This is a genomic window from Streptomyces sp. NPDC126497 (assembly GCF_040302425.1).
In the GTDB taxonomy this organism is placed as follows: domain Bacteria; phylum Actinomycetota; class Actinomycetes; order Streptomycetales; family Streptomycetaceae; genus Streptomyces.
On the sequence record NZ_JBEORT010000058.1, the window covers coordinates 1 to 22862 of the forward strand.

General features: G+C 71.7%; 21 protein-coding genes. 8 read left to right on the forward strand and 13 right to left on the reverse strand.

Features of this window, described 5'->3' with window-relative positions:
• Nucleotides 1-249: 249 nt before the first annotated feature.
• Genes ABTY20_RS22650 through ABTY20_RS22660 form a run of 3 tightly spaced genes read right to left on the reverse strand, consistent with a single transcriptional unit; the run spans nt 250 to nt 3357 of the window.
• Nucleotides 250-1146 carry a carbohydrate ABC transporter permease gene (locus ABTY20_RS22650; RefSeq protein WP_351998832.1) on the reverse strand — a complete coding sequence of 299 codons (897 nt, stop codon included), beginning with the start codon at nt 1144-1146 and terminating at the stop codon, nt 250-252.
• A 1-nt stretch (nt 1147) separates the two neighbouring features.
• Nucleotides 1148-2050 carry a carbohydrate ABC transporter permease gene (locus ABTY20_RS22655; RefSeq protein WP_351998833.1) on the reverse strand — a complete coding sequence of 301 codons (903 nt, stop codon included), beginning with the start codon at nt 2048-2050 and terminating at the stop codon, nt 1148-1150.
• A complete protein-coding gene (locus tag ABTY20_RS22660) occupies nt 2047-3357 on the reverse strand; it encodes an extracellular solute-binding protein (RefSeq protein ID WP_351998834.1) in 1311 nt (436 codons plus the stop codon). The genes ABTY20_RS22655 and ABTY20_RS22660 overlap by 4 nt, the downstream gene beginning before the upstream one ends.
• A gap of 486 nt (nt 3358-3843) precedes the next feature.
• On the opposite strand from ABTY20_RS22660, the gene ABTY20_RS22665 reads away from it, so the two are divergent.
• On the forward strand, nt 3844-4872 hold the full coding sequence (locus ABTY20_RS22665) for a LacI family DNA-binding transcriptional regulator (protein WP_351998835.1): 1029 nt from the start codon (nt 3844-3846) through the stop codon (nt 4870-4872).
• Between the two features lie 161 nt (nt 4873-5033).
• On the opposite strand, the gene ABTY20_RS22670 is transcribed toward ABTY20_RS22665, so the two are convergent.
• Nucleotides 5034-6053, reverse strand: a complete 1020-nt coding sequence (locus ABTY20_RS22670; protein WP_351998836.1) for a helix-turn-helix transcriptional regulator — start codon at nt 6051-6053, stop codon at nt 5034-5036.
• Nucleotides 6054-6212: 159 nt separating this feature from the next.
• On the opposite strand from ABTY20_RS22670, the gene ABTY20_RS22675 reads away from it, so the two are divergent.
• From ABTY20_RS22675 to ABTY20_RS22685, 3 genes are all read left to right on the forward strand, one after another.
• Nucleotides 6213-6635: a VOC family protein gene (locus ABTY20_RS22675; protein ID WP_351998837.1), complete on the forward strand. Its 423-nt coding sequence runs from the start codon at nt 6213-6215 to the stop codon at nt 6633-6635.
• A 236-nt stretch (nt 6636-6871) separates the two neighbouring features.
• A complete protein-coding gene (locus ABTY20_RS22680; RefSeq protein ID WP_351998838.1) occupies nt 6872-7966 on the forward strand; it encodes a winged helix DNA-binding domain-containing protein in 1095 nt (364 codons plus the stop codon).
• A gap of 162 nt (nt 7967-8128) precedes the next feature.
• Nucleotides 8129-9145, forward strand: a complete 1017-nt coding sequence (locus tag ABTY20_RS22685; RefSeq protein WP_351998839.1) for a LacI family DNA-binding transcriptional regulator — start codon at nt 8129-8131, stop codon at nt 9143-9145.
• A gap of 25 nt (nt 9146-9170) precedes the next feature.
• Here the strand turns inward: ABTY20_RS22685 and ABTY20_RS22690 are convergent, their stop codons facing one another.
• From ABTY20_RS22690 to ABTY20_RS22710, 5 genes are all read right to left on the reverse strand, one after another.
• Nucleotides 9171-10871, reverse strand: a complete 1701-nt coding sequence (locus ABTY20_RS22690; RefSeq protein WP_351998840.1) for a CocE/NonD family hydrolase — start codon at nt 10869-10871, stop codon at nt 9171-9173.
• 53 nt (nt 10872-10924) lie between these two features.
• Nucleotides 10925-11440, reverse strand: coding sequence for a hypothetical protein (locus tag ABTY20_RS22695; RefSeq protein ID WP_351998841.1), 516 nt, complete (start codon nt 11438-11440; stop codon nt 10925-10927).
• 72 nt (nt 11441-11512) lie between these two features.
• Nucleotides 11513-12406 (reverse strand): carbohydrate ABC transporter permease, encoded by an 894-nt coding sequence (locus ABTY20_RS22700; RefSeq protein ID WP_351998842.1) that lies wholly within the window; start codon nt 12404-12406, stop codon nt 11513-11515.
• Complete coding sequence (locus ABTY20_RS22705; RefSeq protein ID WP_351998843.1) at nt 12406-13434, reverse strand: carbohydrate ABC transporter permease; 1029 nt, start codon at nt 13432-13434, stop codon at nt 12406-12408. The genes ABTY20_RS22700 and ABTY20_RS22705 overlap by 1 nt, the downstream gene beginning before the upstream one ends.
• 10 nt (nt 13435-13444) lie before the next feature.
• On the reverse strand, nt 13445-14734 hold the full coding sequence (locus ABTY20_RS22710) for an ABC transporter substrate-binding protein (RefSeq protein WP_351998844.1): 1290 nt from the start codon (nt 14732-14734) through the stop codon (nt 13445-13447).
• A gap of 386 nt (nt 14735-15120) precedes the next feature.
• Here ABTY20_RS22710 and ABTY20_RS22715 point away from each other — a divergent pair, with 386 nt between their 5' ends.
• Together ABTY20_RS22715 and ABTY20_RS22720 are read left to right on the forward strand one after the other, a co-directional pair.
• Entirely contained in the window at nt 15121-16668 is a 1548-nt protein-coding gene (locus ABTY20_RS22715) for a GH39 family glycosyl hydrolase (protein ID WP_351998845.1), read from the forward strand.
• A 134-nt stretch (nt 16669-16802) separates the two neighbouring features.
• Entirely contained in the window at nt 16803-17483 is a 681-nt protein-coding gene (locus ABTY20_RS22720; RefSeq protein WP_351998869.1) for a 2-phosphosulfolactate phosphatase, read from the forward strand.
• Between the two features lie 118 nt (nt 17484-17601).
• On the opposite strand, the gene ABTY20_RS22725 is transcribed toward ABTY20_RS22720, so the two are convergent.
• From ABTY20_RS22725 to ABTY20_RS22735, 3 genes are all read right to left on the reverse strand, one after another.
• Nucleotides 17602-18486 (reverse strand): fructosamine kinase family protein, encoded by an 885-nt coding sequence (locus ABTY20_RS22725; RefSeq protein ID WP_351998846.1) that lies wholly within the window; start codon nt 18484-18486, stop codon nt 17602-17604.
• Nucleotides 18487-18714: 228 nt separating this feature from the next.
• The gene (locus ABTY20_RS22730) at nt 18715-19626 is read right to left on the reverse strand and encodes a DMT family transporter (protein ID WP_351998847.1); all 912 of its coding nucleotides are present in this window, start codon (nt 19624-19626) and stop codon (nt 18715-18717) included.
• Complete coding sequence (locus ABTY20_RS22735; protein WP_351998848.1) at nt 19623-20441, reverse strand: SDR family NAD(P)-dependent oxidoreductase; 819 nt, start codon at nt 20439-20441, stop codon at nt 19623-19625. The genes ABTY20_RS22730 and ABTY20_RS22735 overlap by 4 nt, the downstream gene beginning before the upstream one ends.
• 141 nt (nt 20442-20582) lie before the next feature.
• Between ABTY20_RS22735 and ABTY20_RS22740 the strand changes: the two genes are divergently transcribed.
• Nucleotides 20583-21158: a TetR/AcrR family transcriptional regulator gene (locus tag ABTY20_RS22740; RefSeq protein WP_502991864.1), complete on the forward strand. Its 576-nt coding sequence runs from the start codon at nt 20583-20585 to the stop codon at nt 21156-21158.
• An 84-nt stretch (nt 21159-21242) separates the two neighbouring features.
• Here the strand turns inward: ABTY20_RS22740 and ABTY20_RS22745 are convergent, their stop codons facing one another.
• On the reverse strand, nt 21243-22307 hold the full coding sequence (locus ABTY20_RS22745; RefSeq protein ID WP_351998850.1) for a GNAT family N-acetyltransferase: 1065 nt from the start codon (nt 22305-22307) through the stop codon (nt 21243-21245).
• Nucleotides 22308-22337: 30 nt separating this feature from the next.
• On the opposite strand from ABTY20_RS22745, the gene ABTY20_RS22750 reads away from it, so the two are divergent.
• The gene (locus ABTY20_RS22750) at nt 22338-22802 is read left to right on the forward strand and encodes a MarR family winged helix-turn-helix transcriptional regulator (RefSeq protein WP_351998851.1); all 465 of its coding nucleotides are present in this window, start codon (nt 22338-22340) and stop codon (nt 22800-22802) included.
• Nucleotides 22803-22862: the final 60 nt, after the last annotated feature.

A 22862-nucleotide genomic window follows, 5' to 3' on the forward strand; every position in this document is an offset into this window, starting at 1 on the left:
ACTTCGCCGCCGTTGGCGGACGCGCCGACCCACACGCCGTACAGCTGGGCGATCTTCTCGTCCAGCGTCATCGCGTCGATCAACGCGTCGACCCTCGCGGTGACGGAGGTGGTGGGGTCGTTCCAGAGGGGGATTGCGGAGGTGTTCTCTACGGCCACGTCGGCGTTCACTTTCCTCCCACGCCCGTCGGACCCTTGACCAGGGCGGGACGGGCGAACCGGTAGACGAGTGGGTCCGTGCCTGCGCCGGTCACCGGCCGAACCCCGCGGTCAGCCCGCTCAGCAGCCGGCGGCGGCCGAAGGCGTACAGCACCAGGACGGGCAGCGTGGTGAGGACGACGGCCGCGAGCACGGCGGGGACGTTGACCCCGTACTCGCCCTGGAAGGTCCACAGGGCGAGCGGCAGGGTCCGGCGGTCCGGGCTCTGGGTGAGGACCAGCGGCAGCAGGAACCCGTTCCAGATGGTCAGGGCGTTGAAGATGCTCACGGTGAGGATGGCCGGCCGGGTGAGCGGCGCCGCCAGCCGCCACAGCGTCGTCCATTCGGTGGCGCCGTCGACCCGCATCGAGTCGAACAGCTCCTTGGGCACGTCGCGGATGAAGTTGGCGAGCACCAGCACCGAGAGCGGGATGGCGAAGGCGATCGACGGCAGGATCAGCGCCGCCAGACTGTCGTACAGGTTCAGTTTGATGATGATCAGGTAGACCGGGATCACCGTCGCCTGCAGCGGGATGGCCAGGCCCATGAGGAACAGCCCGTTCACGGCACGGAGGACCCGCATGCGCCAGCCGCGGACGATCGCGTAGGCCGCCATGAAGGAGACGACGACCGCCGGCACCACGGCGCCGACGGTCACCACGACGCTGTTCACGAAGTACTGCAGGAAGTCGGACTCGATGACCAGCCGGTAGTTCTCCAGTGTCGGGTCGCCCGACGGCACCAGCGGGTTGCTCGCGTAGTAGCGGGTCCGTTCCTTGAGGCTGGTGATGAGGGTCCAGTACAGGGGCACGGCGACGACGGCGAGCCAGAGCCATCCGGCCAGGCCCCCGGCCCAGTTGCGCCGGCGGGCCGCCGGGCGGGGGCGTCGTCGCCCTTCGTGGTGGGTGACCTTCTGCGGTCGTCGCGTCCTGGTCGGCGTGGTGGTCACGTCAGGCCCCCTCGAGTTGGCTCGCGCCGGCGTCCCGGCCTCCGAGGCGGCGCAGCAGCAGGGCGAGGGCGAGACCCACGAGGACCAGGATGACCGCGATGGCGCTGGCGGGTCCCATCAGGCTGGCCTGGAACCCCCGCTTGTACATGTCCAGTGCGAGGACCCGGGTGGCGTCGCCGGGGCCGCCCTCGGTCAGGACGAAGATGAGGTCGAAGAAGGTCAACGACCCGACGACCATCAGCGTGGACGAGGTGATGACGGTGTACTTCAGCTGCGGCAGCGTGATGCTGAAGAACTGCCGGATCCGTCCGGCGCCGTCCAACTGCGCGGCCTCGTAGAGGGACTTCGGGATCTGCTGGACGCCGCCCTGGTAGATCAGCGAGTGGAACGGGACGAACTGCCAGGAGACGACGAAGACGACGACCCCGAACGCGAGCCCGGGCCGCCCCAGCCAGTCCTGGCTGAGCGCCTGGATCCCCAGTCCGGCGCCGAGCCCGAAGTTGGGGTCCAGCAGGGCCTCGTAGGCGATCGCGATCGCCGCGGAGCTGAGCATCAGCGGGACGAAGTACACCACACCCAGCACCGCGCGGTAGCGCTGGCGGCCCGCCAGGAACGTGCCCAGCAGAATGCTCAGCGGCGTCTGCACGACCCAGGACACGGCCATCACCAGGAACGTCACCCAGAGGGCGTGCGGCAGCCCGGGGTCGGTGAGCACCGCACGCCAGCTGGTCAGCCCCGTAAGGCGGATGGCACCGATCCCGTCCCAGGTGGTGAAGCTCAGCACGAAGACACCGACGAGCGGGACCACGGCGAAACCGACGAAGACCACCAGCGCCGGCACCGCCAGCCACGGCAGGACGCTGCGCGGCTCGCGACGCCGCGGCAGGCCGGTGAGCGCGCTCATGCGCCGGTGACCGCGTTGAGGTTGCGGGCGAACTGCTGGGGTGAGATCGACAGTTGGAACAACTTGACGATGTTGTCCAGCATGGTCTCGGCGGCGGTCGGACTGAGCGCCTGGTCCCAGGACTGGACGAACACCTTGGCCTTGCTGGCGATGTCGTACGTGAACCGGAGGAAATCGGCGTTCTCGGAGGCGGCCAGCAGCTTCTCCGTGCCCAGCCGGATCGGGACCGACCCGTTGCCGATCCACTTCTTCACCTCCTCCTCCTGGAGGACGCCCGTGGCGAAGAAGTCCTTCGCGACCTTCTTCTGCTCGGCACTGGCCTTCGAGGAGATGGACAGGTAGTGGGCGGGATTGCCGACGGTGTCGCTCGGATCGCCCTTGCCGCCCTCGACGGGCGGGAAGGTCATGTAGCCCAGCGAGCCGCTGGAGACGAAGTCCCCGCCGTCGGTCTGCTGGATGCCGTACGACCAGGCGCCGTGCAGCATCATGGCGGCCCTGCCGGTGTACAGCAGCGCCTGATCGGCGTTGGAGTCCGCGGTGATCGAGGAGAAGCCCTTGACGAACCCCTCGGCCTTGACCAGGTCCTGCAGTCTGGTCAGCGCCGTGATGGCGTCCGGGTGGGACCAGGCGTTCTTCTCGCCTTCGACGACGGCCTGGAAGACCTCGGGGCCACCGACGCGGTCGAACAGGAACTCCAGCCACATCATGTTCGTCCACCGGGACTGGCCGCCGAGGGCGAACGGCGCTATGCCCTTCGCGTTGAACCTGGGCACCAGCGCCATGATGTCGTCCCAGGACTCCGGCGGTTCCGCACCGACCTGTTCGAAGACCCTCCTGTTGTAGTAGAGGACGATCGGCTGCACGGTCTCGCACGGCATCGCGTAGATCCTGCCGTCGACGGTCGCCGCGCCGAACGAGGACGGGAACAGCCCCTTCTTGACCTCGGAGTGCTCGTCGAACCACGAGGTGAGGTCCTCCACCTGACCCGCTTCCGCGTAGGCGCGCAGCGTCCCGCCGCCCCAGCCCCAGATGATGGTGGGCGCCTGCCCGGCACCGATGGCGGTCTTGATCTTCGTCTTGTACGCGTCGTTCTGGAAGGTCGTGTCGTCGATCCGCTCGTCGGGGTGGGCCTTGTTGAACGCGTCCACGGCGCCGGCCCTGACGCCTTCCTGCGGCTGTCCGTTCAGGTACCAGTACGTGGCACCACCGCTCTTGCCGGGTCCTGACGAGCCGCCGCAGGCCGTCAGCGCCGCGGAGACCGGCACGGCGGCCGCCAGACCGAGGAGGGTACGTCGAGAGAGCGCCATGATTTTCTCCGCACTCGAGAGCCGTCGGCTTCTCGTGAGTCATGGTGAAAGGTTTTCGAAAATTCCTTCTTCTAGCTCTGCTCGTGCAAGCTAGGTTTCGAGCTGATGCCCTGTCAATACACGTGCAGCCGCGCGCTGCGGGACGGAGAACGTCCGTGCAGTATCGGCACCTGAGGGCTCCAGGAGAGCCTGGGCCGGCTCCGAAACCATTTCGAAACAGGCCGGTCGAGGGCGGGGGTGACGCAACGGCTGCGGGCTGACACACTGTCGGCGCAGGTCATACCGGGCCGCCGGGGCCCGGTGCCGCCCCCGCCGGACCGGGCCGGCGCCCTCCTGGCCGGGACGACACCGGCGCGCGTCATGGCGGAGTGCGGAGCGAGCACGCCGGCCGGGCCGCGTTCACCGGTACGGTTGACCGGATCCGTCCGCGTGGCCGGTCCGACCGTCGGGTAACCACACCGGTGGGCCCACAGCTGAGAGGAACCGATGCGACCGAACGCCAGACGCACCACTTTGGCGGACATCGCCCAAGCGGCTGGGGTCTCCGTCGCGACCGTGTCCAAAGTGGTCAACGGTCGCGGTGACGTGGCGCCGCACACCCGTGTCCGTGTGCAGGAGCTGCTGCATCAACACGACTACCTCGCGCCCGTGTTCCGCCACACCGAGGCCGTCGAGAACCCGACCATCGAGGTGCAGTTCAAGGGCGACCTCAAGTCGTACGTGGCGGAGACCCTGGAAGGCATCGTCGACTCGGCCGCCGAATCGGGGGCCTCGGTGGTGGTCAGCAAGGCGTCCGGCGCCCCGCACTGGGCCCGGGACCTGGTCTCGGCCGGGCGCCGCGCCGTCATCGCGGTCACCAGCGTGTACACCACGGCGCACCTGAACGAACTGGCCCGGTCCGGGCTGCCGCTGGTCGTGCTGGACCCACTGCACCTGCCGGACAGCCGGGTCAACAGCGTCGGGGCGACCAACTTCGCCGGCGGTCTGGCCGCGACCCGGCACCTGCTCTCCCTGGGCCACCGTCGCATCGCCTACCTCGGCGGACCGGCCATGGCCGTCTGCAACCAGGCACGCGTGCACGGCTACCGCGCCGCCATGGAGGCCGAAGGAGCGCAGGTGCCGGACGCCTACGTCCGGTCCGGGGAATTCACGTACGAGACCGGCTTGCGCGGCGCCACGGCGCTGCTGGGCCTGGAAGAACCCCCCACGGCGGTCTTCGCGGGCAACGACGAGATCGCCCTCGGTGTCATCGAGACCGCTCGCGCCCGGGGCCTGCGCGTTCCCGAGGACCTGAGCGTGGTCGGCTTCGACGACACGAGCCTCGCCCGGATGGCCTCACCGCCCCTGACCACCGTGCGCCAGCCGCTCCGGGAGATGGGCGCTGCCGCCCTGCGCACCGCCCTGCGCCTGGCCAACGGCGAGAAGGTCGAGTCCCACCACATCGAACTCGCCACCGACCTCGTGGTGCGCGCCTCGACGGCACCGCCTCGGGAGGAAACCCCGGCGCACGGGTGAGCGCGGGTTTCGCCGCCGGCGGCATGCCGGAGGGCAGGTCCGACAGCCGGAACGGCACCGGCTCGCTCTGACCGGCCGCGACGACCAGGTCCTCCACGGTCTGCGCAGGGCGTCGAGGCGTCCCCGTCCCCGAGGGGGCAGGTGTCGTCGACGCCCAGCCCTCATCGGCTCGGGTCAGGAGCTCCAGCGGGTCGGCCCGGCGGACCGGTCTCCGCTCCTGCGGCGCGGGCGTAGCGGGCGGCGAGGTCCGCGCACGCCGCGGCCAGTTGCGGTGGGCCGATGACCTCGACGTCGGTGTCGAAGTGGCCGAGGACGGTGGCGAGTGCGGTCCAGGACCAGGAGCCGAGGGTGAGCCGGCAGCGGTGGGGGCCGAGTTCCTCGACGATTCCGTCCTGGACGAAGGGGGCGACGTCGGCGGCCGGGAGGTGGAGGACGACCTCGCCCCGGCAGGGCCAGTCGGTGGTGGTGCCGTCGTTGCCGCGGAACCGGCCGGTGATGAAGGTGGAGACGTCGCCGCCGGGAAGTTCGCGTGGGGTGAAGCGGGGGCCGGCGGGTGTGCGGAGCCGGATGCGGTCGACGCGGAAGGTGCGCCAGTCCTCGCGGTCGAGGTCCCAGGCCACGAGGTACCAGCGGTGGCGCCAGGTGACCAGGTGGTGGGGTTGTACGCGGCGGGGGGCGTCGGCCGGGGCGCCCGAGCCCGGGGTGTGGTCGAGGCGCAGTTCCTGGCGGGCATGGATGACGCGGCTGAGCTCCATCAGGACCTGGGGGTCCACCTCGGGGGCGTCGCCGGCCGCGGGCGGTCGGACGGCGGTGACGCGCAGCAGGTCGATGCGGTGGCGCAGGTGGGACGGCATGACCTGGCGGAGGGTGGCCAGGGCCCGGGCGGCGTCTTCGGCGACGGCGGTGCCGGTGGCCGCGGTCTGCAGCGCGACGGCCAGGGCGACGGCTTGGTCGTCGTCGAACAGGAGGGGTGGCATGCGGGTGCCGGCCTCCAGCCGGTAACCGCCGGCCGGTCCTTTGACGGTGGTGATCGGGTAGCCGAGGCCGCGCAGCCGGTCGATGTCACGGCGCACGGTGCGCGAGGTGACGTCCAGACGCCCGGCGAGATCCTCGCCGGACCAGTCGCGGTGGGTCTGGAGCAGCGAGAGCAGCGCGAGCAACCGGGAGGACGTCTTCTGCATGAGATCCATGATCCCCGAAGTGGAGGACACATCCTGTCCGGTACTCCTGCCACTGTGGCGTACGAGCCGCCCAGGAGACATCACCCCTGGTCACGGCAGTCGCTGCCCGGACCGGCCGGGCCGGCGGCGCATTCGTCGCACCGAGGCAAGGAGCGGACCATGTCCGTCACGACCACCACTCACCTCAACTTCCGGGGCGCCGCACGCGAGGCGCTGGACTTCTACCGGTCCGTCTTCGGCGGACGCACCGTCGCGGTCACCTACAAGGACGCGGGCGCCGTGCAGAACGAGAGCGAGGCGGACTGGGTGATGTGGGGCGAGGTGGCCGGTGACAACGGCTTCCACGTCATGGCCTACGACGTGCCCTCGCAACTGCCCTGGAACCAGGGTGAGAACCCGTTCTTCGTCTCCGTACGCGGTGACGACGCCGAGGAGATCAGCGCCCTGTGGGGCAGGCTCGCCGAGGATTCGGCCGTCGTGCGCCCGCTGGAGCCGGCGCCGTGGGCGCCGCTGTACGGCATGCTCACCGACCGCTTCGGCGTCACCTGGGTCCTGGACGTCACCGCCCCGTACCACGGCTGAACCGGCCCGGCAGCAACCACGCCGTCCGGACCCCACGGCACCACGCGCGGTCCGGACGGCGCAGGCACCGAACACGTACAGCAACGGAAGGAAACGGGCACCGTGCGCATGCGGAAACCGGGACGGCCCCGTACCGACGTCAGCCCTCCGGACGTCTCCTGCGCACCTCCCTCCCCCACCCGCACGAGCCCGCCCCGACGCCCGCCCCGCAAACCGAGCCGCAGCCCGAGCACACCATGACCCTCCTCGACAACCGCGCCCTCAACCGCGCCACCCTCGCCCGCCAGCACCTGCTCACGCGCACCGACGCCTCCGTGTCCGAGGCGGTGGCCCACCTGTGCGGCCTGCAGGCGCAAGAACCCCAGGAACCCTTCATCGGCCTGTGGTCCCGCCTGGCCGACTTCGGACCCGAACGGCTCGACGCCGCGCTGACCGGCCGCACGGTGGTGCGCACCCACCTGATGCGCCGCACCGTCCACCTCGTCACCGCGGACGACGCCCTCGCCTGGCGGGCCCGCCACGACACCATGCTCCGCCAACGCGTGCTGGGCACCTACCGAAGCGAACTGGCCGGCATCGACGTGGACGAGGTCGCCGCAGCGGGCCGCGCGGTGACGGCCGACCAGCAGCCCCGCACCATGCGCGAACTCGTGCAGGCCCTCGAGGACCGCTGGCCCGGCCCACCGCGCCGCGTCCTGGGCGAGCTGCTCGTCGCAGCCCTGGTCCCCATGGCCCAGCTCCCGCCCCGCGGCCTGTGGCAGCAGAGGGCAGGCGTGCGCAACCTGCCGTTGGCCACCTGGCTGGAACGGGACATCGACCCCCTGCCCAGCGGGGACGGCGATCCCGTCGGGCGGCGACTGCTGCGCCGCTACCTCGCCGCCTACGGGCCCGCGGCCTGCGCGGACCTGCGCGCCTGGTGCGGCCTCGCCGGTCTTCCCGCCGCCGTCAAGGCCTGCCGGGAAGAACTCGTCGTCTTCCGCGACGAACGCGGCCGCGAACTGCTCGACCTGCCCGACGCACCCCGTCCCCACCCCGACACCCCGGCCCCCGTCCGGTTCCTCCCGGCCTTCGACAACGCCATCCTCGGCTACCACGACCGAAGCCGCATCATCGACGCCCCCCACCTCGGTCTGTCCGTGGCAGGCCACCGCACGGTCCTCGTCGACGGACGCGTCACCGCCACCTGGACCGTGCGGGACCACCGGCTTCGCATCAGCCCCCTCCGCCCCCTCACCGCCCCGGAACGGGATGCCGTCCACGCCGAAGCCCAGGGCCTGGCCACCTTCCTGGACGAAGGCGTCGAGGACGTCCGGATCGGCGCCGAGGAGTGACGGTCACGTGCCCCGGCCCCCCGACGGACCGGACCCGCCCGCCGCCGGCCCGGCCCGGCCCGGACGGGGTGCCTTCCCGGCCCGGACGGCCTCCTCGACGGTTGGGCTAACCTGTCCCCCATGCCCCCCCGACCGGCCGGATCGCGCCCCACACTGTCCTTGGTGGCCAAGACCGCCGGTACGAGCGTGCCCACCGTGTCCAAGGTGCTGCGAGGCGGGACCGACGTCTCGGCGGAGACGCGCGCGAGGGTCATGGAAGCCGTGCAGGCCGTCGGCTACACCCGCCGGGCCGGGTCCAAGGGCGAGAGCGTGAGGGACGAGGGCGGCTTGTCCAACGCGCTCGACCTCGTGGTCACCCACTTCGAGGGGTCATGGGCGAACCTGCTGACAGCCGGGGTCGGGCGGGAGGCGGCAGCAGCGGGACTCGACGTCGTGCTGACGCTCGCCGAGCCGCACGGCGACTGGGTGTCACGGGTTCTGAGAAGGCGCACCCTCGGCGTGATCGGGACGCTGGTCGATCCCGCCTCGGCGCAGTTCGGCGCACTCTTCGCCGCGGGCGTCCCCGTGGTGCTGATCGACCCGATGAGCACACCGCCGTCAGGCGTGTCGAGCGTCGGCGTGGCGAACTGGGAAGGCGGCCGGATGGCCGCCGAGCACCTTCTGTCCCTCGGCCATGTGCGGATGGGGGTGGTCGCCGGCCATGCCCGCCATCTCTTCAGCCGGGCGCGCGTCGACGGTTTCCGCGCGGCGGCCGACACGGCGACCGCCGGAAGTGCCACGGTGTCGGTGGCCCACGGCGGATGGAACCGCGCCAGGGCGACGACCGCCACCCACACCCTGCTCGACAGCGACCCGGGGATCACGGGGATCTTCGCCTGCGCGGACTCCATGGCGCTCGGCGTCTACGACGCATTGGCCGCCCGGGGTCTGCGGACTCCCGAGGACATCAGTGTCATCGGCTTCGACGACCTGCCCGAGGCGCAGTACATCACCCCCGGGCTGACGACCGTCAGACAGCCCAGCACCGAGTTGGGCGCCGCGGCGGTCAAGCTCCTGATCGAGCTCTCCCGGGGCGAGGACGGCGGCGTCCGGCCGCCCGCCCGCATGAAGCTGGCCACCGAGCTGGTCGTCCGTGCCTCCACCGGGCCCGCCCCGGCGGCCGCGGCTCCACGCCGGTGACGCGGGCGGGCGTCTTCGGCCGGTCTCATCGCGGTGCCGTCGTCACGACCTGGAGGACCAGGCGGCTCGGACGGGCAGCGCCCTGAAGGATCGTGTACGCGGCCGTGGTGGGCCGCGTGGTCGCCCCGGCCGGCTCGAAGGCGTTGCGTCCGACGTCCCAGCGGGGTGACGAACTCGGTGCGATGTCGACGCGCACCCGGTGGCCCGGCAGGAAGGTGTGCGCCGTCGACCAGAGGTCCACGACGAACTCCTGCTCCCGTCCCGGCTCGACCGGCAGTCTGTCGCCCAGGCCCGTGACCGGGTCGACGGACCGCGCCGACCCCCGCTGCACGCCGTCGGTGACGACGCGGCTGCTGCCGTCCGGGTGCTCGTCGCACAGCCGCACGACCACGTCCGCGTCCGTTCCCGTGGTCACGAGGTGGACGACGGCATGGACCGGGCCCAACACGGTGAGTTCCTCGGCGAGCGGCACGGTGCGCCACGAGACCACGTCCTGCCTCGCCTCGACCGCCGCCTGGTCGGCGGGTCCCGCCTCGAACGGCGCGAAGAGGAGCACCGCACCGCCGCACGTCGGTACCGGGGATGCCGGATCGCTGGTCAGCCGCCGCCCACCGCTCTCGGCCGGCCCGGTCGCGAGCGTTCCCCCGGAGTTCAGGTACAGCTCGAGCGTCCGCGTGTCGCGCGGGGGGAACTCGTCCAGTTCGATCCACCGGTTGGAGCCCATCAGGAACACGCGCACCGGCGGCTCGTCCGCCGCGCCCGCGCGCAGGGCACTGTCGAACCACCGTACGTGCTGCGCGGTGAGGTCTCCGCCGCCGCCGGGACCGTCGGCGGCGGCACCCGGTCCGAAGTCCACGCCCGCCGTCCGGCCCGACAGGTTGTCGTGCGTCCAGGGGCCCACCAGAAGACGGGGCACCGGCCCGCCGGCGTGCTTCGCGCGGAGCGCCAGCCGCCGGTGGATCTCCAGGGTCGATCCGAGGAAGACGTCGAACCACCCGCCGATCAGGAAGACCGGAACGTCGATCGCGTCGATCCGGTCGACGATCCTTCCCTCGCGGTGGCGCGCCGACCCGAGCGGCTCCCGCAGCAGGTCCAGACCCCACCCGACGATCGCCTCGGCGTCCCATCCGCCGTGCGGGGCTCCGGCCCGGAACGCGTCGCGGGTCGTGATCGCCCGCTCGGTCGCTTCCCACCGCTTCCGCTCGGCCTCCCGTTCGCGGGCGGTGCCGATGCGCGCGATCGCGTCCGGGGCGATCGCGTAGTGCGTCCACGCGAGGGTGCTGCCGATCTCCGGCACCCCGCCGCGGAACCGGAAACCGTCGAGCGCCGACATCGCCGGCGTCATGGCGGGAGCGATCGCCCGCAGCGCCGGAGAGCCTCCCAGAAGGGCGCCGAACTGGGTGTCCGAGGCGTAGGACGCGCCCCACATTCCGACGGTGCCGGTGCATTCGGGACGTGCCGCGAGCCACGCCACGGCGTCGGCGCCGTCGGCCACCTCCTGTGCACAGGGATCGAAGACGCCCTCGGAGCCGAAGCGGCCCCGTACGTCCTGGAGCGCGACGAGGTAACCGGCGGCGACGAGGCGTCCGACGTCGAGCATCCCGTCGTGTTCCTCACGGGTCACGTCGTAGGGATGGCGGGTCAGCAGGGCCGGCCACGGCCCGGTCCCGTGCGGGACCAGCAGGACGGTCCGCAGCCGTGTTCCGTCGCGCAGCGCACAGGTCACCTCGCGGCGCTCGGCTACCGGGTCCGGTTCCTGAACGGGACTCGGGTCGCCGCTCACCGGAGGGCGACCGCCGTCCACGACGGCGGCGGCGGTTCGGTGCCGAAGGAGACGTCGATCTTCCTGGCGGAGCGTCTCCCGTGCCCCGCGTGGTCGGCGGTCGCGACGACTTCGAGGTCCTGGCCGGCCCGCTTCGTCGCGGCGGCGGTGCGGGCGGCCGGCTTGCCGTGGTCGTCCGCCGTCATGGATCCGGCCTGCCGGGGGCCGTCCGTCCCGTTGCCGAGGCACCGCATGCGCACGTCGTGCGGTTCCGGTGTGCCGTTGGCGATGCGCGGGTCCGACAGCGTCGTGCCGGGCGGGTGGTGGGCGTACTCGAGCAGGTCCGGGGCGGGCAGGAGGCCTCGTGCGGCCACGTCGGCCGCCGGCATCGGCTCGGAGTCGGTGGGCTCGAGCCGTCCGGCGAACTCGTCGGGGCCGGCCCTGTCCGATTCGAGCGGGCGCCGGGCGAGGTCGCGGCGCCGGACAGGAGCGATGACGGCCCTCCTGTCGAGTTCGATGTGGGCGCGGGGCACTGCGGCGGTCCTTTCCGGGGGACGGCGCGGGGGCGGGCGTGGGACGGTCCCGTCCGGGTGCCGGCGGCGGTGTCAGCCCTTCACGGCGCCGGTGAGGCCGCCGACGATCCGCTTCTCGAAGACCGAGAAGAAGACCAGGGCGGGCAGCATGGCGAGGGAGGTGAAGGCGAGAACCTTCGCGGTGTCCGTGGAGTACTGCGAGGAGAACACCTGGACGCCGAGCGGCAGGGTGTAGTTCGCCTGCGAGTTGAGGACGTACAGGGGCAGCAGGTAGTTGTTCCAGCTGCCGACGAAGCCGAGGATGCCGACGGTGACCACACCGGGCAGCGACAGCGGGACCACCATGCGGAAGAAGAACCCGAGCCGGCTCATGCCGTCGATCGCGGCGGCCTCCTCGATCTCGTTCGGGATGGCTCTGAGGAACGGCACGAGGATGATGACGGTCGTCGGCAGGCCGAAGGCGATCTGCGGGATGATCACGCCGAGCAGGTTGTCGACGAGGCCGAGGTCCTTGACGACGAGGTACAGCGGAGTGATCGCGATGACCATCGGGAACATCAGGCCCGCGGCGAACAGGGAGTACATCGCGCCCTTGAGCCTGAAGTCGTAGCGTGCGATCACGAAGCTCACCATCAGACCGAGGGCGACGATGCCGACGGTACTGGTGATCGCGACGATGAGGGAGTTGGCGAACTCGCCCCAGAACACCGTCGACTTCAGGATGCCGAGGTAGTTGCCGGCCACCCAGGGGCGTGGCAGGGCGGCCGGGTCCGTGGTGATCTGCGCGTTGGTGCGGAATCCGCCGAGCACGATGTAGAGCACCGGTGCGACGCAGACGCCGACGAAGAGCAGCGCGATGAAGTAGGTGACGGGGCTGCCCCACTTCTGCGGCTTGTCACGGCGGCCGGCGGGTGCCTTCGGCTCCGGCGCGGGAGACGTCCGGGAGGTGGCGGTCGTCACGCTCATCACACGGTCCCTTCGGTGACGGCGCCCCTGAGGTCGCGGCGCAGGACGAAACGCTGGTAGACCAGCGCGACGACGAGCGAGATCACGAACATCACGACCGCGACGGCGCTGCCGTAGCCGTAGTTGCCCGCGTTGCGGCCCTGGGCGAGCATGTAGATCGCCATGGTCGAGGTGCCCGCGGTGCCCGAGACGTACTGGCCCCAGATGATGTAGACGAGGTCGAACAGCTGCAGCGAGCCGATGATCGACAGGAAGGCCCAGATGCGGATCGTCGGTCCCAGCAGCGGCAACGTGATGCGGCGCTGGATCTGCCAGTAGGAGGCACCGTCGATCTGCGCGGCCTCGAAGATCTCGTCGGGGATCGACTGCAGGCCGGCGAGCATCAGGATCACCGCGAAGCCGATGTACTTCCACGTGATGATGGCCATCAGCGTCCAGATGGCCAGGTCCGGGTCGGCGATCCAGTCGGCTTCCAGGGAGCCCAGGCCGATCCGGTGCAGCAGGTCGTTGACGGCTCCGTTGCTCTGGAGCATCAGGCTCCAGCCGGTGCCGACGATGATCTCGGAGATGATGTAGGGCACGAAGATCAGGACGCGGATCGTCGAGCGGCCGCGGATCCTCTGGTTGAGCAGGAGCGCGAGGCCGATCGCCAGCGGTCCCTGGATGACCAGTGAGAGCACCAGGATCAGGGCGTTGTGCCACAGCACGTCGTGGAACGCGGGGTCGGTGAGGATCAGCTCGTAGTTGTTCAGGCCGACCCAGTCGGTGGGCTCTCCGTAGCCTTTCCACTGGTAGAAGCCGTAGTACGCGGCAAGCACGACCGGGAGGATCACGAACGCCAGGAACGTGATGATCGCCGGTGCCGACAGGACCGCGATCTCCAGTCGCGTCCTGGCACGGCCCCGGCGGCGCGCAGCCGCTCGCGGCGGAGCCGGGGGCGCGGCCGTGGCCGTGGCCGCGCCCCCGGCTCCGGGCGTGCCCTGCGCCTCGCGGCCGCCGGCCGTGTCGGTGCCCGGGGTGTCGCTCATGTCTGCTCGATCAGCCCTTCTCGGCGGCGGCCTTGACGTCCTTGACGATGTCGGCGGCGGAGCCCTTGCCGGCCATCAGGTTCACGACGGCGATGTTCATGGCGTTGCCGACGTTCTGGCCGTACACCGTGTCGAGGAACTGCATCGAGTAGGCGGCCTTGTTGAAGGTCTCCAGTGCCGAGATGTTGTAGGGCTCGGTGACGACCCCCTGGGCCGCCTTGTTCACCGGGATGGTGTCGAAGGCCTCGGCGTAGGCCTCCTGCTGTTCCTTGGTCACGACGAACTGGAGGAAGCCCAGGGCCTCCTCCGGTGCGTTCCTGGAGAGCGAGTAGCCGCCGGCGCCGCCCATGACGGCGGTCGGGTCGCCCTTGCCGCCGGGCACGGCGGGGAAGGGGAACCAGCCCAGGTCGGGGAGCGGCTTCTTGTCCGGGGTCAGATCGGCGATCACGCCGGGATTCCAGTTGCCCATGAGTTCCATGGCCGCCTTGTGGTTGGCGATCATGCCCGCCGAGGATCCGGCGCCCTGCTGCGACGTCGCCGTCAGGAAACCCTTCTGGAAGGGTTCGGTCTCCAGGAGGTCGGCGAGGTCCTCGCCGGCCTCGGTCCAGCACGGGTCGTCGAACGTCAGCGACTTGGCGGCCTTCTGCATGGTCTCCTGGCTGCACTCGCGCAGGGCGAAGGTGTAGTACCAGTGCGCGGCCGGCCAGGCGTCCTTGGCGCCGACCGCGATCGGCGCGACCTTGATCGCCTTCAGCTTCGCGACGGCGTCCTTCAGCTCGTCCATCGTCGTCGGCGGCGCGGTGATGCCGGCCTTCTTGAACAGGTCCTTGCTGTAGTAGATGCCCTCGGGCTGCGTGTCGAGCGGCATCGCGTAGACCTTGCCGTCGATCGAGACGCCTTCGAGGGCCGCCTCGCCCACGTTCGCCCTGTCGGCGTCGGTCAGTTCCAGAGCCCGGATCTGGCCGGCGTCGACCATGGCCTGCATCTTGCCGCCACCGCGCTGCAGGAAGACGTCGGGCGCGGAGTTCGAGTTGAGCGCGTTCTGCAGCTTGCCGTCGAGGTCTTCGTTCTGAACCGACTGGATCTTGATCGTGACGTCCGGGTGCAGCTCGTGGTACGCCTTCGCGGCGTCCTTCCAGAACTCCACGCCGCGCCCCTCCATCGCGTTCGTCCAGAGGGTCACCGTGCCCTGACCGTCGGACGAACCGCTGCCGTCGTCGCCGCCGGCGCAGCCGGCAGCGGCGAGTGCGACGCACAAACCGATCGCGGCAGCCGTCGCGCTGCGGGTCTTCCTCGTCATCGTGGAAACTCCCTGATCTGTCGTCAGTGATCCGACTGCCAATAGTTTGCGCAAAGTAACGGGCCATCCGCGAAGCAGGAGCAAGGTGTACCGCCCAAAATGAACGAGGGGCAACCAGCAGTTTTCGCAAGTTGCGCAATCGTTACCGATACAGGATCCGCCGTATGCGATCACGAGCCGGTCCGGCGACGAGCAGGAACCCCTCCCGTCGTCCCCGGCCGGCCGGGGCGGGCCCCGGGAGGACTCCGGCAGACGGGCCGCCCGGCATCTTGACGCCGTTTCCCCCGTCTCCCTACGGTGCGCAGCACGTTGATCCGGGAACGGTTGATCCGCCCTCCCGCCCCGGCGAGTCCCGTCCACACCGCACCGCAGCGAAGGAACCCACCATGCGGACCGTCGTCCCCCGGCAGCCGACAGCCCGGCTCTCCGACGCCTGGCGCCACTGTGTCGGCACGGGCCGATTCGACCTCGCGCTGCGGCGCGACTACCAGGAGTCGCTCGGCCTCGTCCAGCGGGAGATCGGTTTCCGCCACATCCGGGGGCACGGCCTGCTCAGCGACGGGATGGGCGTCCACCGCCCCTACGACCACGCCGGCGAGCGGCGCGTGCGCCACGCCTTCACCTACGTCGACCAGGTCGTGGACGCCTACCTGGGGATGGGCATCGCACCCTTCCTCGAACTCGGCTTCATGCCGTCCGGGCTCGCCTCCGGCGACGACACCGTGTTCTGGTGGAAGGGCAACGTCACCCCTCCTCGTGACGAGAAGGAGTGGGCGGACCTCGTCCGCGCCGTCATCGGGCACCTGGTCGACCGCTACGGCATCGACCGGGTGCGCCGGTGGCCGATCGAGGTGTGGAACGAGCCCAACCTGGCGCCGTTCTGGTCCGCGGACCAGAACGCCTACCACCGCCTCTACGAGGTGACCTCGCTGGCCGTCAAGGAGGTCGACGCCGACCTCCAGGTCGGCGGTCCCTCACTGGCGCCGGGTTACGAGGACGGGTGGATCCAGCGCTTCGCCGAGTTCGTCGAGGCCCGCGACCTGCCGATCGACTTCGTGAGCCGCCACGCCTACTCCTCCGGCCCCGTCCAGCCCGTGCCGTTCGGCTCCCACCAGACGCTCATGCCGGCGTCGGCGCTGCTGGAGCAGTTCGGCGCCCCACGGCGGCAGCTGGCGGGCACCGGACTCGCGGACCTGCCGCTCCACATCACCGAGTTCAACTCCTCGTACCGGCCGGACAACCCGGTCCACGACACCGCGTTCCACGCGGCGTACCTCGCACCGGTGCTGGTGAACGGGGGCGACCTCGCGGACTCCTTCTCCTACTGGACGTTCAGCGACGTGTTCGAGGAGGTGGGCGTCCCCACCGCGCCGTTCCACGGCGGCTTCGGCCTGCTGACGCACCGTCAGATCAAGAAGCCGACCTACCACTTGTACGCGTTCATGGCCGAGATGGGCGAGCAGGTGCTCGCCCGGGGCGAGGACCACCTGGTGACGCGGCACGGCGACGGACGCGTCACCGTGCTGGCCTGGGCGCCGGCCGACCCGGCCGGCGGCGATCCCGTCGACGGCCACAGCGTCCGGCTGTCCCTGCCCGTCGGCGCCCCGGACGCGCGGGGCTCCGCCTTCGCGCTCCGCCGCTCCGTGAGCGAGGACGCCGGCAACCCCTGGGCCGCCTGGCGCGAGATGGGGCGGCCGCTCGCGCCCGACGACCGCCGGCTCGACGCTCTGCGCGAGGCCGCCGAACCCGCCCGCTCGCACCGGAGCGTGCCCGTCGCCGACGGGCGCGCCGACGTGGACCTCGTCCTCGGCCGCAACGAGGTGACGCTGCTGGAGCTCACCGCGGTCGTCGACGAGACGCCGGAGTGGTGGAGCGACGACCGGCTCTTCGGCCTCGGCGGCGAGGACGCCGACGTCCCCGCGGACCGGCCGTGAGCGCCCCGCTGCGCAAGGCGCTCCCGACGGACGCCCGGACCGCCCCGGACGTGGGCGCGCACAGCGCCACGTCACCGGTCCCGAACCCGCCCGAGCAGCCTTCATCGCCGCCGGGCGTCTTTCGCTTCCTCGGCATCGCCGAGCTGGTCGAAGCCCCGTCCGTGGCGGTCGTGGTCGACGTCATGCGTGCCTTCACGGTGGCTGCCTGGGCCTTCGCCCAGGGAGCGGAGAAGATCGTTCTTGCCGGGTCTCCGGACGAGGCCCTGGCCCTCAAGGCTCGTCACCCCGACTGGGCGACGCTCAAGGACGGTCCGGCCGCGCCCGGGTTCGACCTGGTCAACTCGCCGGGTCTGCTGCGGTCCGTCGACCTTCGCGGACGGACCGTGGTGCAGAAGACCACGGCAGGGACGGTCGGCGCCCTCGCGGTCAAGGAGGCGTCGCTGGTGCTGTGCGCCGGCTTCGTGGTGGCGGGGGCCACGGCCCGGCTCCTGCATACGCGCGGGAGTGACCGTGTCACGTTCGTCATCACTGGTGAGGACGGGCAGGCCGACGAGGATCTGGCGTGCGCGCAGTACATCGCCCGGAGAGCCACCGGGGCGGGGACGGACGCGGCCGAGTTCCTCCGCCGCGCCGGCGACTCGCGCGCTGCCGCCGAGCTGGCCGAGGGCGTGCGCCAGGGAGTCCATCCCGATGACGTCGCACTCTGTCTTGAGGTCGACCGGTTCCCCTTTGCCATGGTGGCGGCCCTGGAAGGCCCGCTCATGGTCGTCCGTCCGTGCGCCGTGCCCCCGCCCGGCGACGATGCCCCGATCTGATCGCCGGGTCCCCGTCCCCCGTGCGGGAGCCGGCGCCCGGTCGGGCACACGGCATCAGCCGCCCGCCCTGACGGCGGTGGCCCGGGGCGGCGCGGTGCGTCGCGCTTCCCGCGGGGGCTCAGGGCCTCCGCCGGAACGGGGCGAGCGTGGCGCGCACCAGGTCGGCGGCGCCCCAGTCGGGGTCGAACTGGGCGATCACGGCCAGGTGTTGACGCAGCTGGAGGATCGGCATCCGTTCGCGCCAGTCGCGGTCGAGCCCGGTCAGCTCGGCGTACAGCTCGAAGAACACGTGCGCCTCGGGCGGCGGCGCCGTCGTCCACAGATGGGCCAGGTCGACCTCGGCCCATGTGTACGACACGGCCGGGTCGATCAGTGCGGGCCGCCCGTCCGGGGCCGCCATGACGTTCAGCGCCCACAGGTCGCCGTGCGTCAGGCACGCGGGCCTGACCGGCAGCAGCTCGGGCAGCCGCTCGCAGAGCCGCTCCAGTGCCGTCCGGTCCGCGGCGTCGAGCGCCTCCCGGACACGACGCTCGCCGAGCCAGCGCAGCAGACGGTGCTGGGCGAAGAACTCGAACCCGTCGTCGGCCCAGGTGTTGACCTGCCTGCGACGGCCCAGCCAGTTGTCCCGGTGCCACCCGAATCGGGGGTGCCGCGTGGTGGTGTGCAGGCGGGCGAGCGCATGCGCGAGCCGCTCCCAGAAGGCCTCGGTGTCCGGCCGGGGCTGCAGCACCGACAGCACGAGCAGGTCGCGGTCGGCGAGGATGATCTCGGGCGTGACGATGCCGCCCGTCTCGCGCAACGCGGTGAGCCCTTCGGCCTCCGTGGTGAAGGCGTCGTCCGACGGCGGCTCGCCGAACGCCTTGACGAACACCGACGTGCCGTCGGTGCGGCGTGCGAGCCCCGCGGTCGCGGCGAGACCTCCCGTGGCCGGCTCGAGCGCGACGACGTCGGTCAGACCGGCCGCGCGGAGGCGTTCGAGCAGGAAGGACGTCACCTCTGTCATGGATGTGCTCCTCTCCGTCGGTCCCGCATCATGGCATCAGGGGTGGGCCCGCGGCGGCCCGTCCACCGGGTCCGGTGGGGCCGCGCACCCTCGCCTCCGCCCTGCCGGCCGTCTGTCCGCGCGTGGCCTCGCGGGGACCGGGGAGCCGTCGGCCTGCTGCGGGACCCGGAGGCGTCGCCCGGATCCGGTGCAGAGGTGTGCGCGGGGACGGGTGCCGTGGAACGCCGATCAGGCCGACTCGTGAACACCGGTACGGGGTTGTTGCGGCCCCGGGCTGTCGCGGCCGGGGCGTCGCAGGCCGACTGCGACGCCGACTGCGACGAGCAGGGCTCCGGTGACGTCGGCGGGGCCTGCCCGGCCGAGGCCGAGTACGACGGTGGTGAGCAGTGCGCCCACCGGCACGAGGCCGGCGAAGAGGCCCGCGCGGTCGGCGCCGAGGCGGCGCAGCGCGTCGTACCAGAGGAAGAAGGCGGCGGCGGTGACGATCGCGCCGAGGTAGCCGAAAGCGGCTGCTTCGCCGGGTGTGGGCAGGCGAAGGGAGGCCGTACCGTCCAGGGCGAGCCCCGTCGCCAGGAGCATGGGCACGGACAGGGCGGCGGGATAGGCGGCGACCCTCAGGGGGCCGAGTCTGGGCAGGAGCGGGACGGCCAGCAGGGAGAAGGCCACCTCGCCGGCGAGTGCGCCGAGGGACAGCAGGAGGCCCCTCACGCTGCCCGAGCCGAGGCCGGCGGCGACGGCCGTGCCGAGCGCCACCACGACCGCGGCGCCGACGGTGCGGGGCGCGGGGCGCCGGCGTTCCGTCAACGGCCCCATGAGCGCGAGCACGAGAGGGACCGCTCCGACCACAGCGGCGATCATGGCGGGCCCGGCGTGCCGGGTGGCTTCGACGAGGAAGACGTTGAACCCCGCCAGGCCGGTGGCGGCCAGCGCGGTCAGCAGCAGGACGTCACGTGCGGTCAGGCGCACGCGGGGCAGGCGCCGGTGGCCCACGACGGCCAGCAGGATCGCCGCGGCGAGCGCATAACGCAAGGCTTGTCCTGTGAGGACCGGGTAGTCGGCGATGGTGGCGGAGACCGCGGTCGAGGTGCCGACGAGCAGCATCGCCGCGGCGGCGCCGACAGGGGCGGTGGAGGCTCTCATGCGGCGTGCTCCGGCGATGTCGAGGGGGTGGCGGAGGCGGCCAGGACCTTGCGGGTGACGCGTTCGGCGACGGCCGCGACCAGGGTTCGGGGGCGGCGGGGTGTCAGGTGTGCGGCCAGGGCGTTGCCGAGTCCGGGGGCGACGTAGCCGCGGTCGCGCTCCAGCGCGCGCAGCGCGGCGCGCACGACGGGCTCCGGGGTGGTCATGGAGCCGGTGACGGCCGCCCGGCGGGTGCCGATGGTGTCGAAGAAGGCGGTCTCGACCGGACCGGGGCACAGGGTGAGCACGCGGATGCCGCGCCGGCGGTACTCCTGGCGCAGGGCGAGGCCGAAGTTCAGCACGAAGGCCTTGGCCGCCCCGTAGACGGCGAAGTACGGAGAAGGCTGGAAGGCGGCGTTGGAAGCGACGTTGACGACCGCGCCCCGGCCGCGCTCCAGCATGCCGGGCAGCAGCTCGTGGGTGAGGTCCACGAGCGCGACGACGTTGACCATCAACTGGTCGTGGTCGCGGGCCCCGGAGATCTCCTCGAAGCGGCCGCAGGTACCGAATCCGGCGTTGTTGACCAACAGGTCGACGCTCAGACCGCGGGCGGTCAACCGCTCGGCGACGCGGCGGCCCGCGTCCGGTTCGGCGAGGTCCTGGACCAGTACATGCGCGCGGACACCGTGCTCGGCGATCAGGCGCTCGGCGAGGGCGGCAAGCCGGTCGCCGGAGCGCGCCACCAGGATCACGTCGTGTCCCCGGGCGGCGAGCTGCGCGGCGAACTCCGCGCCGAGGCCGGACGACGCGCCGGTGATGAGGGCGGTGCTGCTCATGCGCTTCTCCTTCAGTCAGGGGCAACTGGGGTGAGTATGTATCAGTAATTCGATGAGTCGCAACACCAATGTTGCAGTTAAGGACAGCATTGCGTCACGGATGTACGATGTGCCTGGTCAAGCGGTCCAGTAGGAGGCGTGATGGGTGAGACGGCGGGACGATCGCTGCGGGCGGACGCGGAGCGCAGCGTGCGCGCGATCCTGGAAGCGGCCGAGCGGGTGCTCGCCGAGGACCCCGGTGCCTCCATGGAGCAGATCGCCGCAGCCGCGGGAGTGGCCCGCACGACGATCCACCGGCGGTTCGCCAACCGGCAGGCACTGATCGAGGCGTTGGCGTCGTCCGCCGCCCGTCAGCTCGCCCGGGCGGTGGACGACGGCAGGCCGGACACCGCGCCGCCGCTGGTGGCGATGCACCGGATCACGGCCAACGTGCTGCAGGTCAAGAGCGCCTGGGCGTTCGCCCTGGAACTGCCGGCCGACCCGGACGGCGAGGCCGCCGCCCTCCACCAGGACATCGCCCGCAGATGCGTCGCCGTGCTCAAGCGGGCCCAGGACGACAGGCTCATCGACGGAGCGGCCGACCTCGACTGGGTACGCCGGGTCTACTACGCGCTCATCGGGGAATCGCTGCGCGGCAACGCGGACGGCGCCGACCCGGACACCCTCGCCACCCGCATCATCGACACCCTGCTGCACGGCGCCGGCCCGCGCGCCTGAGCCGGGGGCCGTGGTCAGGGGTCGCGGCCGGCCAGGGCGCAGCACCGGGGCGGGGTGGCGCCGGCAGGCCGGCGGCGCCCGCGCTCAGGCGGGGACGGCCTTGGCCAGGCTCACCACGCCGTCCTCCTGCGCACCGGGAAGCGGGACGTACCCCTGCCCCTGGTAGAGGGTGAGGTTGCGGTGGCTGGCGGCACCGGTGAACAGGACGACGCGCCGGCAGCCCTTCCCGGCCTCCTCCGCCTGGCGCAGCAGCCACCGTCCCACGCCGAGGCCCCGCAGGTCGGGGGCGACGGCGAGCCGTCCGATGTGCAGGTCGGCGCCGGTGCGACGCGTGCGGACCATCCCGAGCAGCCGTCCGTCCCGCCACAGTCCCGTCGTGTGCCAGTCGGCCAGCCAGGCGCGCACGTCGTCCGGCGACTCGTGCAGCGGCGGGATCGCCAGGGTGTCGTTGGCGAGCGCCTCCTCCACCCAGCAGCAGCGCTGCAGCACCGTCACCTCGGGGGCGTCGTCCGGGCCGAGACGCCGCGCGTACGAGCCGGGGAGCGGGCCCTCCACGGCGTCCGCGTGTCCGCGCTCACGCAGTGGAGCCAGGGCCCGTGAGACCCGCACCAGTTCCGCCAGCATTCCCCCGGCCGCGTCGGCGTGACGCGCCTCGGGGGCGAAACGGTCCTCCCGCATCGCGTCCGCGATCCGTATCGCGACGGTCGAGCCCAGGGGCACCAGGCGCAAGGTGGTCACCACCTGCTTGGCGTGCTGGACCGCGCGGGTGCCGGCCGAGGTGTGGCCGTAACTGACGAAGCCGACCGGCTTCCAGGCCCACTCCGGGCCCAGGTAGTCGAGCGCGTTCTTCAACGTGGCCGGCATGCCGTAGTTGTACTCCGGCGTCACGAAGACGAAGCCGTCCGCGTCTTCGACGATCCGGCTCCACCGGCGGGTGTGTTCGTGCTGGTGGACGCCGGTCGAGGGGTGCTCCTCCTCGTCCAGGAAGGGCAGGTGCAGATCGCCGATGGCCAGGGGCACGAGGTCCGCCCCGAGCGCTTCGGCGCCCGGTGCGAGTGTCTCGGTCAGCCACCTGCCGACGTCGGGACCGAGCGCGCCGGGGCGGGTGCTGCAGACCAGGAGGAGGATGCGGAGCCGTTTCGTTGTCATGGAAATGAAATTAGCCGGTAGATTGGTTACATGTCAACGAACAGGACGGACTCCCCGGTCCGCTGGCTCACGCCCGACGAGGAACACGCTTGGCGGGCCTACCTCCGCATGGTGACCGCGGTGCGGGCCCGCACCGCGCAGGACCTTGCCGCACACGGGCTGTCCGAGCCGGACTACGAAGTGCTCAGCACCTTGTCCGAACGCGCCGACGGAACCAGCACGCTGCGCGAGCAGGCCGCCAAGATGGGGTGGTCACGCAGCCGCCTGTCCCGCCACGCCACCCGCATGGAGGCGCGTGGTCTCATCCGGCGCGCACCGGACCCCACCGACGGAAGGGGCTGCCTCCTGGTCCTCACCGAGACGGGGCGGGACACGCTCCGGGAAGCAGCCCCGACCCATGTCGCCTCCGTGCGCCGGCACCTCGTCGACCGGCTCGACCCCGAGGAACTCGCAGCGCTCGGCCGCATCGCCGAGAAGATCACCGACGGTACGTGAGGGCATCCACGGGGGTGGGTCGGAGGTCCTGGGCGGGGCTTACGCCTCCAGCCCGTTACG

What these genes read in the sequence shown, in the direction of transcription:
- ABTY20_RS22655 (WP_351998833.1), bottom strand. Translation starts at nt 2,050, where the DNA reads ATGAGCGCGCTCACCGGCCTGCCGCGGCGTCGCGAGCCGCGCAGCGTC.
- ABTY20_RS22660 (WP_351998834.1), bottom strand. Translation starts at nt 3,357, where the DNA reads ATGGCGCTCTCTCGACGTACCCTCCTCGGTCTGGCGGCCGCCGTGCCG.
- ABTY20_RS22665 (WP_351998835.1), top strand. Translation starts at nt 3,844, where the DNA reads ATGCGACCGAACGCCAGACGCACCACTTTGGCGGACATCGCCCAAGCG.
- ABTY20_RS22670 (WP_351998836.1), bottom strand. Translation starts at nt 6,053, where the DNA reads ATGCAGAAGACGTCCTCCCGGTTGCTCGCGCTGCTCTCGCTGCTCCAG.
- ABTY20_RS22675 (WP_351998837.1), top strand. Translation starts at nt 6,213, where the DNA reads ATGTCCGTCACGACCACCACTCACCTCAACTTCCGGGGCGCCGCACGC.
- ABTY20_RS22680 (WP_351998838.1), top strand. Translation starts at nt 6,872, where the DNA reads ATGACCCTCCTCGACAACCGCGCCCTCAACCGCGCCACCCTCGCCCGC.
- ABTY20_RS22700 (WP_351998842.1), bottom strand. Translation starts at nt 12,406, where the DNA reads ATGAGCGTGACGACCGCCACCTCCCGGACGTCTCCCGCGCCGGAGCCG.
- ABTY20_RS22705 (WP_351998843.1), bottom strand. Translation starts at nt 13,434, where the DNA reads ATGAGCGACACCCCGGGCACCGACACGGCCGGCGGCCGCGAGGCGCAG.
- ABTY20_RS22710 (WP_351998844.1), bottom strand. Translation starts at nt 14,734, where the DNA reads ATGACGAGGAAGACCCGCAGCGCGACGGCTGCCGCGATCGGTTTGTGC.
- ABTY20_RS22715 (WP_351998845.1), top strand. Translation starts at nt 15,121, where the DNA reads ATGCGGACCGTCGTCCCCCGGCAGCCGACAGCCCGGCTCTCCGACGCC.
- ABTY20_RS22725 (WP_351998846.1), bottom strand. Translation starts at nt 18,486, where the DNA reads ATGACAGAGGTGACGTCCTTCCTGCTCGAACGCCTCCGCGCGGCCGGT.
- ABTY20_RS22730 (WP_351998847.1), bottom strand. Translation starts at nt 19,626, where the DNA reads ATGAGAGCCTCCACCGCCCCTGTCGGCGCCGCCGCGGCGATGCTGCTC.
- ABTY20_RS22735 (WP_351998848.1), bottom strand. Translation starts at nt 20,441, where the DNA reads ATGAGCAGCACCGCCCTCATCACCGGCGCGTCGTCCGGCCTCGGCGCG.
- ABTY20_RS22740 (WP_502991864.1), top strand. Translation starts at nt 20,583, where the DNA reads ATGGGTGAGACGGCGGGACGATCGCTGCGGGCGGACGCGGAGCGCAGC.
- ABTY20_RS22745 (WP_351998850.1), bottom strand. Translation starts at nt 22,307, where the DNA reads ATGACAACGAAACGGCTCCGCATCCTCCTCCTGGTCTGCAGCACCCGC.
- ABTY20_RS22750 (WP_351998851.1), top strand. Translation starts at nt 22,338, where the DNA reads ATGTCAACGAACAGGACGGACTCCCCGGTCCGCTGGCTCACGCCCGAC.